We start from the raw sequence: 11,134 nt of genomic DNA on the forward strand, positions 1-11,134 counted from the left end.
CGAGTCAGGGCGTCGAGAGCGCCGAAGGGCTCATCGAGCAACAGGACTCCCGGACCGCGGGCGAGGGCACGAGCGAGCGACACCCGCTGCGCCATGCCGCCCGAGATTTCGCGCGGCTTGAGGCCCGCGGCGTGTGACAACTGCACGAGCTCGAGCAGTTCAGCGACGCGCGCCGCTCCCTGGCGGCGATCGAGGCCGCGGGGCAGTCCCAGCTCGATGTTGCGAGCAACCGTGCGCCACGGCAAAAGCCGCGGCTCTTGAAACGCCACGGCCGACCGCTGGTCAGCAGGCGCCACGGCCGTGCGGTCGATCGTCAGGGTTCCCGAGGTCGGTCGGTCGAGTCCGCTGATCTGGCGCAAGAGCGTCGACTTACCGCACCCCGACGGGCCGAGCAGCGCGACGATCTCGCCGGGCGCAATGTCGAGTTGAACATCCCGAAGCACGACACGCGGTTCTGCACCGCGGGCTGCCGGAAACGTGCGACCGACGCCGCGCAGCGACACCGGAAGCGCCGGCGAAACGGCGACGGGTGCGGACTGGGTCAACGACATAACGCCACCGTACGAGCGGTTTCGACACGCCAGCAAACCGGCCAGACACACGACGACACGGAGTGAAACAGAACGTCACACAAGCGTCACAGACGCCAATCGGCTAGGCGCGAACGTCGTCGGCAATCGCCCCGAGCACACCATTCACGAAGGGTGCACTGTCATCAGTCGACAACACGCTCGCGAGTTCCATCGCCTCAGCGATCGCCACGGCAGTAGGAATATCCGCGTTCTCGCGCAGCTCCCACGTCGCAAGACGCAGAATCGCGCGATCAACGACCGGCATGCGCGCGAGGGTCCAGCCCACGGCGTGCTGTTCGATGAGCGCATCGATCTCGGCGAGCGAGTCGTTGACACCACGCACAATCTGCTCGGCGTATGGCCAGCTGGACGCACGCTGCGGAGCGGCCGCCGCACGCCGTGCCTCCTCGCCGAGAATGTCGGCGATGGGAACCTGCCGTACGTCGGCGATGTAGAGCATGTCGAGGGCCCGCTTGCGAGCCTTGCTGCGAGCGCTCACTAGTCGCTGACGCGGCCCAGGTAATCACCCGTTCGCGTGTCGACCTTGACCTTGGTGCCCGTCTCGAGAAAGAGGGGAACCTGAATCTCGTAGCCCGTCTCAACCGTGGCCGGCTTGGTGCCGCCCGTCGAGCGGTCGCCCTGCAGTCCGGGCTCGGTGTAGGTGACTTCGAGAACAACCGATGCCGGCAGGTCGAGGTACAACGGCACGCCCTCGTTCATGGCGATCGTCACGATCTGGTTCTCGAGCATGAAGTTGGCAGCGTCGCCGACAACAGAGGCGGGAACAGTGACCTGCTCGTAGTCGGTCGTGTCCATGAAGACGTAGTCAGCACCGTCTTGGTAGAGGTACTGGTAGTCGCGGCGGTCGACCGTGGCGAAGTCGACCTTGGTGCCCGCGTTGAAGGTCTTGTCGACGACCTTGCCGCTCATGACGTTGCGCATCTTGGTGCGCACGAAGGCGCCGCCCTTGCCCGGCTTGACGTGCTGGAACTCAATGACGTTCCAGAGCTGCCCGTCGAGGTTGAGCACGCTGCCGTTCTTGATGTCGTTCGTGGTCGCCATGAGTACCTGAAGTCCGTTTCGGTGAGGAGCAAGAGAATCGGGCGCGCGAGCGCACCGCCGCGAAAGTCTAGTCGACGCGCGGGCGCGCGCCCTATCGAGCGTGCAGCAACTGCGCGAGGGCGAGGCGATACGAGCCGAACCCGAAACCGGCGATGACGCCTGTTGCGACGCCCGAGATCACGCTCGTGTGCCGAAACTCTTCGCGCGCGTGCGGGTTCGACAGGTGAACTTCGATGACCGGGATGCCCGCTTCGGTCACGAGCGCCACCGCGTCGCGCAGGGCGTAGCTGTAGTGGGTGAACGCCGCGGGGTTGAGGATGACCGGGGTGTGAGCATCCGCAGCATCATGGAGCCAGCCGATGAGCTCGGCTTCATCGTTCGACTGTCGGAGGTCGATGTCGACACCGGCGGCAGCCGAGCTGAGCTCGGTGCGCAAGTCGTCGAGCGTTGCCGTGCCATAGATGGTGGGCTCGCGCGTGCCGAGGCGATTCAAGTTCGGCCCGTTGAGTACGAGCACGCGGGTGACTGCGGTCATGCCGTCACCCTACCGGCGCGGGCGTTCACTCCCCTACCTCCTGGTAGGCGGCAAACAGCACCGATTCGTCGGTGCCATTGAGCACGCGCGGCTTGGCCACGTCGTCGAGAACGATGAAGCGCAACATGCCCGCACGCGCCTTCTTGTCGCGCTGCATCGTTGCGAGCAGGGTCTTCCAGCGACCGAGCGGATACCCGGTGGGCAGCGTGAGAGAGGCGAGAATTCGCCGCGTACGGTCGACCTGCTCCGCGGGCAACGAGCCAGCGAGGTGCGAGAGTTCGGCCGCGAAGACCATGCCGATCGAGATTGCAGCACCGTGGCGCCAGCGATACCGCTCGGCGTGCTCGATCGCATGGCCGAGTGTGTGGCCGTAGTTGAGAATCTCACGACGGCCCTGCTCGGTGAAGTCGTCGCTGACGACAGCTGCCTTGACGCGGATGCTGCGCTCGATGAGCTCGCGGAAGACGGGGCTCGTGCGGTCGGTCGCGACGCTCACATCTGCCTCGAGCAACTCGAGGATCACCGGGTCAGCGATGAAGCCGCACTTCACGACCTCGGCGAACCCCGCGAGGATCTCGTTCTGAGGCAAGTCGGCAAGCAGGTCAAGGTCACACAACACCGCCGTGGGCGCCCAGAAAGCCCCGACGAGGTTCTTGCCCTCTGCCGTGTTGATTCCCGTCTTTCCCCCGACCGCGGCGTCGACCATTCCGAGCACGGTCGTCGGCACCTGCACGACCGCCACGCCCCGCAACCACGTCGCGGCAACAAAGCCCGCGAGGTCGGTCGTTGCACCTCCGCCGAGGCCGACCACAGCATCCGTTCGCGTGAAATCGGTCTGGCCCATGATCTGCCAGCAAAACGCGGCGACCTCAATGCGCTTGGCGCCCTCGGCGTCGGGCACTTCGGCGAGCAGCACCTCGACTCGACCGGCGAGCTGCTCGCGCAGGGCCTCGGCGTGAGCCGCGAGTGGTGGGGCGTGGATGACCAGCACCTTCGAGGCGGCGGGCGGAAGCACGGTGGCGATGTCGGCCAGCAACCCTCGACCAACCCGAACGTCGTACGCGGGCGGCCCACTCACGGGAATGACGGTGGTCTCGGTCATGACTCTCCAGCCGGGCGCGCGCGCTCGCGCACCCACTCGGCGATCTCAGCAGCAATGTGGTCGATGGGGCGCGCCGAGGTATCCCAGGTCGCCGACGCCAGGGCGGTGTAGGTGGGCATGCGCTTCTCGACGAGTGCCACCCACGCGTCGATGCCATCGCGCACGAGGGGTCGCGTCTCAGGGTCAAGGCGCTCAGCGGCGGCCTCTGCCGAAACGGTCACGAGCACCACGGGAAGCCCGCGCAGCATGTCGGCAACGCCCGGCGTCATGACGGCTCCCCCACCGAGTGCGACAACCGCGCCCGCGTGCGCAAGAGCATCGGCCACAGCAGCCGCCTCCAGTTCGCGAAAGGCAGGTTCACCTCGCGTCGCGAAGATGTCGGTGATGGCCCCGTGCGCAGCAGCTATTTCGCGATCCGTGTCGATAAAGGCCGCGTCGAGGATGCGCCCGAGGCGCTTTCCGATGCGCGACTTGCCGGCGGCGGGCGGGCCGATCAGCACGACCGCAGGGCCGCCCGACATCGTCGGGTCGCTCGCCCGCTCGTCAGCCACGCGCAGCTCGTTTCGCGGTCATCCGCGGCCGTCGGAGACGGCGGTCGTGAGGGTCGACGGAATCGCCGCGAGGTAGCCCTCAAGGTTGCGGCGCGTCTCGTCGATCGAGTCGCCCCCAAACTTTTCGAGCACGGCCTCGGCCAGCACGAGAGCAACCATCGCCTCGGCGACAACGCCTGCGGCCGGAACCGCGCACACGTCTGAACGCTGGTGGTGGGCAGCGGCGGGTTCGCCTGTCGAGGTGTCGACCGTGCGCAACGCGTGCGGCACCGTGGCGATGGGCTTCATGCCCGCCCGAACGCGCAACACCGTTCCCGTGCTCATGCCGCCCTCGGTACCTCCGGCGCGGTCGCTCAAGCGCTCGATGATGCCGTCGTCGACGACGAGCTCGTCGTGGGCGGCTGAGCCGCGGCGGCGCGTGGTTTCGAAGCCGTCGCCGACCTCGACCCCCTTGATGGCTTGAATGCCCATGAGGGCCGCGGCGAGTTTGGCGTCGAGTCGACGATCCCAGTGCACGTACGAGCCGAGCCCCGGCGGCACGCCGTAGGCGAGCACTTCGACGACTCCGCCGAGCGTGTCACCGTCTTTGTGGGCCGCATCAACCTCGGCGACCATGGCTGCACTCGTCTCGGGATGCAAACACCGCAACGGGTCAGCGTCAAGGCGGTCGACATCGTCGGGAAGGGGCAACGGCGCATCGTCAGGAACGCGAACAGGACCAATGGCGAGCGTGTGCGCAACGAGCCGAATACCCAACTCGCCCAAGAACGATCGAGCGACGGCGCCGAGGGCCACGCGCGCAGCCGTCTCTCGAGCACTCGCGCGCTCGAGCACGGGGCGCGACTCGTCGAAGCCGTACTTCTGCATGCCCACCAAGTCGGCGTGGCCCGGGCGCGGGCGCGTGAGCGGCGCGCCGCGGGCACCCGTGAGCTCGCCGGGGTCGACCGGGTCGGCGCTCATGATGGTCGTCCACTTGGGCCACTCGGTGTTACCGATTCGCAGAGCGATCGGGCTACCCATGCTGAGGCCGTGACGCACGCCACCCGAGATCGTGAGTTCATCCTGCTCAAACTTCATGCGGGCACCGCGCCCGTAGCCGAGCTTGCGCCGCTGCATGTCGGCCTGAATTGACTCGCGCAGCACGGGAACGCCGGCGGGCATCCCCTCAAGAACGGCGATCAATTCGGGGCCGTGAGATTCTCCGGCGGTCAACCAACGCAGCATGAGGCCATTCTCCCATGCGTGCAGGGGGCGGGATGCCCGCCGCGAGTCGCCCGAACCCTCACGCCGCGTCGAGCGCGGTGCGCATCGCGAGCTCGAGGCCCGCTTCATCATCGAGCGGCTCGTCGGTCTGGCCGGAGACGAAGAAGCGCACTTGCCGCACCGCCTGGTGCAGCAGCATGTCGCGACCCGATGCCACGCGGCCACCCACCTCGAGCCACTGCGCGGCGAGCGGCCCGGGCCACGGGTGATACGTGACGTCGAGGGCCACGGCCGTCATACGGGCGTCGAACGGCAGCACCTGGTTGAGTCCCACGCCGTTCGGCAGAGTCCAGGCGACGACGTCGGCGCCCTCGACGACGTGCTCAAGGTCACCGAGCCGCACGAGGTCGAGGTCGAGACCCAGGGTGTCGGCGAGCTCGACGAGGCCGGAGGCCCGCGCGGGTTCACGCACCGCGATCGTCGCGCCGCGCATCCCGACGCCATCGAGAGCTACGAGTACCGATCGCGCCGTAGCACCGGCACCGACGATGACCGCCTGGTGAACCGTCTCTAGCCCGGCGTCGCGCAGAGACCGCTCGATGCCGGCCACGTCGGTGTTGCGGGCGACGCGGCTCCCATCGTCGGCGAGCAGCAGTGTGTTGGCAGCTCCGGTCTGGGCGACCGCGTCATCCCATTCGTCGGCCAACCGGTAGAGCTCTTCTTTCAAGGGCATCGTCGCCGATAGCCCCCGCCACGAACGGTCGAGACCATCAATGAATCCGGCTAACTCGTGCTCGCGAACATCATGGCGCCCGTAATGCCAGTCGAGCCCCAGATGGGCGTAGGCCGCAGCATGCAGCACGGGTGACAGCGAGTGCTCGACGGGGTGGCCCAGCACGGCAAGCTGTCTACTCACAGTAGGCAGCGTTTTCGTCGCTCGCCCGACACCACTGACGCAAGGTCTCGGCCGCCGCTTCGTGCTGATCCGCCGTCTCGGAGAAGACCGTCTCACCGGTCTGCAGGTTGATCGGCACGAAGAAGAACCACGGACCCTCGGTGGGAGTAATCGCCGCGTCGATCGCCACTTCACCCGGCAACCCAATCGGGCCAATGGGCAGGCCGTCGTTGGCGTAGGTGTTGTAGGGGTTCGACGCGTCGGCCCGTTCGGCGTCGGTCGTCCACACGGTTGAGAAGTTGCCGGTGCCATAGGCAACCGTGGCATCCGATTGCAGGCGCCAGCCCGACTCGAGGCGGTTGTAGAAGACGCGCGCGATCTTGCCGAAGTCGTCGGTGTTGGGCCCGGCTTCACGCTGAACGAGCGCCGCCATGGTCAAGATGCGGTGCCGGTCGACGGGCGCAACGCCGCGCGCATCAAGTCGCGCGAACATCTCGTCGACCAAGACTTGAATGACCTCTTGCGCGCTCAAGCCGGGCTCGAACTCATACGTGGCCGGGAACAGGTAGCCCTCAAGACTCGGCGCTTCGTCAGGGATGCCGTAGATCGTCGGGTCGATCGCTGCCGCTTCGAACTCTTCGAAAGGAATCTCGGTGCCAATCGACAACAGGCCCAGGGCATCAGTGATCGTCGTTCCCTCGGGGATGGTCACGCTCGACGTCACCCGATTCGCCGGGTCGCGCAGAATGTCGAGGGCCGCCTGTGCCGACATCTCTTCTTGCAAGAGATACGTTCCCGGAAAGAGCACGATCGACGAGTCGGCAAGCAGCAACTCGTAGAACGCGGTGAACGACATCGTGACGCCCTCACGCTGCAGGGTTCGTGCGACGTCTTCACCGATGTCGCCAGGGCGAATCACGACCGTGACCTCGGTGCCATTGCCCGAGCCTTCGTAGTCGTTGGGCAACTCCCAGCCGAGCAGCTCGCGCACTTGCGACTCATAGTTCATCCACACGTAGGTGGCGCCGGCAGCGCCGATGCCCAGCAGCAGCGAGAAGACACCGAGCAGCACCCAGGGCCAGCGACGCCGGCGGGGTCCTGTGGGGGGCGTGCGGCGAGCATCCCGCCCCGAACCGCGACGACGGCCCTCTGACTCGCGGGCCGCGCGGCGGCTCAGGGGCGCCTCACCGGCAGCCACTGGTGCGGCAGCGGGCTCGCCTGCTGAAGGGTTCGCCGCGCCAGGCTGGCTGCGGAAGATGTCGTCCCAAGCGTCGTTTGTGGTCACGCGATCGGTCGTCTTTCGTGCGGCTCAACGAGCGTTCCGGGCGGGTTGCCCGTTGAACGCTCTGCGTCGAGGGCGTGCTGAAGCAGAATAACAGCGGCCGCTTGATCGACCACTGAACGCGAGTTCTTTGCCGTGCGCCCGGCCTCGCGAAGCCCCCGCGCCGCGCTGACGGTCGTGAGGCGTTCATCAACAAGCCTCACCGGCACGTCGATCACCTCGGCAAGCTCGAGAGCGACAGCCCGCGAGTCGTCGGTCGACGCGGTCTCGTCGCCGCTCAGAGACAGCGGCAGGCCGACGATCACTTCGATCGCCTCATACTCATCAACGAGGCGACGGATGCTCGCCACGGGCGCCTCGCGGCGAGCGAGCGTTTCGACCGGCGTCGCGAGCATGCCGTGCGGGTCGCTTCGCGCAACGCCGACACGGGCACGGCCCACGTCGACGCCGAGCCGCACGCCCGTGCGCACGGTCAGCCCCGCAGCTCCGCGAGCACCGCCGCGATCGCCGCGGGAATGGCCGACGGGTCAGCTCCCCCGCCCTGGGCGAGGTCGTCTTTTCCGCCTCCGCCGCCGCCGAGCACGCCCGAGGCCGCGCGAGCGAGAACGCCCGCTTTGGCTCCGGCGTCGCGAGCCGCCGGTGTCGTGGCCACGATGACGGTCGCCTTGCCGGCAACCTCGGCAGCCAACACCACAACCGTCGCTGAATCACTGAGTCGACCGCGCACGGTCGTCGCGAGCGTTCGCACGTCGTCCGCAGACCCGAGGGTGCCGAGGTTCTCGGCGACGACCGTGTACGGCCCGAGGGTCGACGCCGCCGCGACGAGCGCGGGCACGCGCTCCGTCAGGCGCGCTGACTCGTACTGCGCAATCGTCTTCTCCGCGGCCTTGAGTTGTGCGCTGAGATCGGCGATGCGCTCAGCGAGCTGGTCGCGGGGAGTCTTGAGACTGCTCGTCAGCTGCTGAACCAGGGCACGTTCGGTCGCGAACTCGCGAAACGCCTCGAGCCCCACCAGCGCTTCGACGCGACGGTTGGTCGAGCCGACCGATGACTCGCTCACGAGGCTAATCATGCCGATCTCGGCCGAGCCATTCACGTGGATGCCCGCACACAGCTCGCGCGACCACGGGCCCCCGATGTCGACGACGCGAACGGTCTCGCCGTACTTCTCTCCAAAGAGGGCCATGGCTCCAAGCGACTTCGCCTCATCGAGCGCCATGACGCGCGTCGAAACGGGCAGGTTGTCGCGCACCGCAATGTTGCTGATCTCTTCAATCTCGCTGCGCGTCGCGGGGCTGAGGGCCTGGTTCCAGGTGAAGTCGAGACGCATGTAGCCGGCCTTGTTGTACGACCCGGACTGGTGGGCGTCGTTGCCGAGCGTCTGACGCAGAGCCGCGTGAATGACGTGCGTTGCAGAGTGAGCCTGGCTCGCCGAACGGCGGTACACCGGGTCGACCTGCGTCGTCGCGGCATCGCCCACGTGCACTTCGCCCGAGCGCACCTGCACCGTGTGGCTGATGAGCCCCTTGACGGGCTTTTGCACATCGAGCACTTCGAGGTCGAAACCCGAGCCCACGATCGAGCCCTCGTCACTGTCTTGACCACCCGACTCGGCATAGAGCGTCGTCTCGGCGAGGATCACTTCGGCGATGTCGCCAGCTTGGGCAACGGCCACACTCTGACCGCCCACGAGAATGCCGAGCACGGTCGTTTCGGCCTGCAGTTCGTCGTACCCGAGGAAGGCCGTTTCGCCCGCCGCGCGGAACTCGCCGTAGACGCTGACGTCGGCGAGAGCCCCCTTCTTTGACTTGGCATCAAGCTTGGCGCGTGTGCGCTGCTCGGCCATGAGGCGGTCGAACTCGGCACGGTCGACCGTGAGCCCGTTCTCTTCAGCCATCTCGAGCGTGAGGTCGAGCGGAAAACCAAAGGTGTCGTGCAACTGAAAGACCGTGTCGCCCGGAAGCGTCGTCGCGCCAGCAGCCGTGGTCTCGGCGACCGCGAGGTCGAGAATCGTTGTTCCGGCAACGAGCGTGCGCAAGAACGCTTCTTCTTCGCCCAAGGCGAGCCGTGACACGCGGTCGTAGTGCTCGGTGATCTCGGGGTACGCGGCGCTCATCGCGTCACGCGACGCGGCGAACAGCACCTCGAAACTCGGCGCATCCACACCCAGCAGGCGCATCGCACGGATGCTGCGCCGCAGCAAGCGCCGCAAAATGTATCCCCGGCCCTCGTTGCCGGGCGCCACGCCATCGGTCATGAGCATGAGTGACGAGCGCACGTGGTCGGCGATGACGCGCATGCGCACGTCATCGTCGTGGTCGGCACCGTAGCGACGACCGGACATCTCGGCAGCAGCATCCAGAACCGGACGCACCTGGTCGATTTCGTACATATTCTCGACGCCCTGCGTCAGGAACGCGACGCGCTCCATTCCCATGCCGGTGTCGATGTTCTTGTTCGGCAACTCGCCGAGAATCTCGAAGTCGTTCTTGCCGGTTCCCTCTCCACGGAGGTACTGCATGAACACGAGGTTCCAGATCTCGACGTAGCGGTCGTCGTCGGTCGCCGGACCACCGTCAACGCCGTAGGCCTTGCCACGGTCGAAGAAGATCTCGGAGCACGGGCCGGCCGGGCCGGGCTGGCCGGTCGACCAGTAGTTCGTGTCCATGTCGAGGCGCTGAATGCGGTTGTCGGGCAGTCCAGCGATCTTCTTCCATAGCGCGATCGCTTCGTCATCGTCTTTGTAGACCGTGACCCACAAGTCTTTCTCGTCGAAGCCCATGCCTCCATCGCTCTGCGACGTCGTCAAGAGTTCCCACGCGTATGAGATCGCGCCCTCTTTGAAATAGTCGCCGAACGAGAAATTGCCGTTCATCTGAAAGAACGTGCCGTGGCGCGGGGTCTTGCCGACCTCTTCGATGTCGTTGGTGCGGATGCACTTCTGCACGCTCGTCGCGCGCGGGTAGGGCGCGGGCACGACCCCGGTGAGATAGGGCACGAATGGCACCATGCCCGCCACGGTGAAGAGCAACGTGGGGTCGTCACTGACGAGCGAAGCGGAGGGCACGACCGTGTGACCGCGAGTACCGAAGAACTCGAGCCACCGGCGCTGAATGTCGGCGGTCTGCATGAGGGGCTGTGGCGTCCTGAGTCGAGAAGGGGTGGGGCGCGAAGCCCCGCTGGTTACTTGAGGCGGTTGGTGAGGTCGGCGATGGTGTCTTCGGCCTCGGCAACAGCCGCGCGAAGCTCGGCCTCGCGCTGCTTGTAGCCATCGACCACAGCAGCACTGAACTCACGGGCCTTGGCGTCGACATCGTCGAAGAACTGCTTGCCCTGCGGGGTCTTCGAGACCTGGTGGGCGGCGACAAAGCCGACCGCGATGCCAACGATGAGCCAAGCGGCGTTCTTCATGAGTGCTCCCTCGTGAGAAGTCGTGGGTGGTGAACCCTCACAGCCTAGCGGCCCGACGCAAACGGGGGCCCGGCGTGATGCCGGACCCCCGTATGACGGTTGCAGGTGTTAGCGCGCTGCGTAGTACTCGACGACGAGCTGAACTTCACAGGTCACGGGAACTTCGGCGCGCTTGGGGCGACGCACGAGACGCGACTGCAGCTTGTCGAGCTCAACCTCGAGGTACGCAGGAACCTTGGGGAGAACGTCGACGTGACCGCCAGCGGCCGCCACCTGGAACGGCTCGGTGCCTTCGGAGCGCGGCTTGACGTGGATGAGCTGACCCGGCTTCACGCGGAACGACGGGCGGTCGACGAGCTGGCCGTCAACCATGATGTGGCGGTGCACAACCATCTGGCGCGCCTGCGCCGTGGTGCGAGCAAAGCCCGAACGAAGCACGAGAGCGTCGAGACGCATCTCGAGCAGCTCGACGAGGTTCTCACCCGTCAGGCCCTCGGTGCGGCGCGCCTCGTTGAAGGCGA

General features: G+C 66.6%; 13 protein-coding genes. All 13 read right to left on the bottom strand.

All coding sequences use genetic code 11. From position 1 onward, the window contains the following. The coding region (locus tag SFU54_RS10375; protein ID WP_319016199.1) for an ABC transporter ATP-binding protein at positions 1-551 on the bottom strand (551 nt) is incomplete at its 3' end. A 103-nt stretch (positions 552-654) separates the two neighbouring features. After that, positions 655-1,071, bottom strand: coding sequence for a transcription antitermination factor NusB (gene nusB / locus SFU54_RS10380; RefSeq protein ID WP_319016200.1), 417 nt, complete (start codon positions 1,069-1,071; stop codon positions 655-657). After that, positions 1,071-1,634, bottom strand: a complete 564-nt coding sequence (gene efp / locus SFU54_RS10385) for an elongation factor P (RefSeq protein ID WP_319016201.1) — start codon at positions 1,632-1,634, stop codon at positions 1,071-1,073. The genes nusB and efp overlap by 1 nt, the downstream gene beginning before the upstream one ends. Positions 1,635-1,725: 91 nt before the next feature. Further along, positions 1,726-2,169, bottom strand: coding sequence for a type II 3-dehydroquinate dehydratase (gene aroQ / locus SFU54_RS10390; protein WP_319016202.1), 444 nt, complete (start codon positions 2,167-2,169; stop codon positions 1,726-1,728). A 25-nt stretch (positions 2,170-2,194) separates the two neighbouring features. After that, complete coding sequence (gene aroB / locus SFU54_RS10395) at positions 2,195-3,271, bottom strand: 3-dehydroquinate synthase (protein ID WP_319016203.1); 1,077 nt, start codon at positions 3,269-3,271, stop codon at positions 2,195-2,197. Next, positions 3,268-3,822, bottom strand: a complete 555-nt coding sequence (locus tag SFU54_RS10400; RefSeq protein WP_319016204.1) for a shikimate kinase — start codon at positions 3,820-3,822, stop codon at positions 3,268-3,270. The genes aroB and SFU54_RS10400 overlap by 4 nt, the downstream gene beginning before the upstream one ends. A gap of 18 nt (positions 3,823-3,840) precedes the next feature. Further along, positions 3,841-5,046, bottom strand: a complete 1,206-nt coding sequence (aroC, locus tag SFU54_RS10405) for a chorismate synthase (protein WP_319016205.1) — start codon at positions 5,044-5,046, stop codon at positions 3,841-3,843. Positions 5,047-5,104: 58 nt separating this feature from the next. Next, positions 5,105-5,941, bottom strand: coding sequence for a shikimate dehydrogenase (locus SFU54_RS10410; RefSeq protein WP_319016206.1), 837 nt, complete (start codon positions 5,939-5,941; stop codon positions 5,105-5,107). Beyond that, positions 5,934-7,205, bottom strand: a complete 1,272-nt coding sequence (mltG, locus tag SFU54_RS10415) for an endolytic transglycosylase MltG (protein ID WP_319016207.1) — start codon at positions 7,203-7,205, stop codon at positions 5,934-5,936. Before mltG ends, SFU54_RS10410 begins: the two co-directional genes overlap by 8 nt. Then, complete coding sequence (gene ruvX, locus SFU54_RS10420) at positions 7,202-7,672, bottom strand: Holliday junction resolvase RuvX (protein ID WP_319016208.1); 471 nt, start codon at positions 7,670-7,672, stop codon at positions 7,202-7,204. Before ruvX ends, mltG begins: the two co-directional genes overlap by 4 nt. Positions 7,673-7,674: 2 nt before the next feature. After that, positions 7,675-10,332: an alanine--tRNA ligase gene (alaS, locus tag SFU54_RS10425; protein ID WP_319016209.1), complete on the bottom strand. Its 2,658-nt coding sequence runs from the start codon at positions 10,330-10,332 to the stop codon at positions 7,675-7,677. Positions 10,333-10,385: 53 nt separating this feature from the next. After that, positions 10,386-10,613 (bottom strand): hypothetical protein, encoded by a 228-nt coding sequence (locus tag SFU54_RS10430; RefSeq protein ID WP_319016210.1) that lies wholly within the window; start codon positions 10,611-10,613, stop codon positions 10,386-10,388. Positions 10,614-10,721: 108 nt separating this feature from the next. Continuing rightward, positions 10,722-11,134, bottom strand: a 413-nt coding sequence (gene rpsD, locus SFU54_RS10435) for a 30S ribosomal protein S4 (RefSeq protein WP_319016211.1), incomplete at its 5' end; no start/stop codon positions are given.

It is taken from the genome of Microcella sp., assembly GCF_033763155.1.
Lineage (GTDB): Bacteria > Actinomycetota > Actinomycetes > Actinomycetales > Microbacteriaceae > Microcella.

Bases quoted from the DNA above. Each gene is read 5' to 3' on its own strand.
- efp (WP_319016201.1), bottom strand. From the start codon at position 1,634: ATGGCGACCACGAACGACATCAAGAACGGCAGCGTGCTCAACCTCGAC.
- aroQ (WP_319016202.1), bottom strand. From the start codon at position 2,169: ATGACCGCAGTCACCCGCGTGCTCGTACTCAACGGGCCGAACTTGAAT.
- aroB (WP_319016203.1), bottom strand. From the start codon at position 3,271: ATGACCGAGACCACCGTCATTCCCGTGAGTGGGCCGCCCGCGTACGAC.
- aroC (WP_319016205.1), bottom strand. From the start codon at position 5,046: ATGCTGCGTTGGTTGACCGCCGGAGAATCTCACGGCCCCGAATTGATC.
- alaS (WP_319016209.1), bottom strand. From the start codon at position 10,332: ATGCAGACCGCCGACATTCAGCGCCGGTGGCTCGAGTTCTTCGGTACT.
- SFU54_RS10430 (WP_319016210.1), bottom strand. From the start codon at position 10,613: ATGAAGAACGCCGCTTGGCTCATCGTTGGCATCGCGGTCGGCTTTGTC.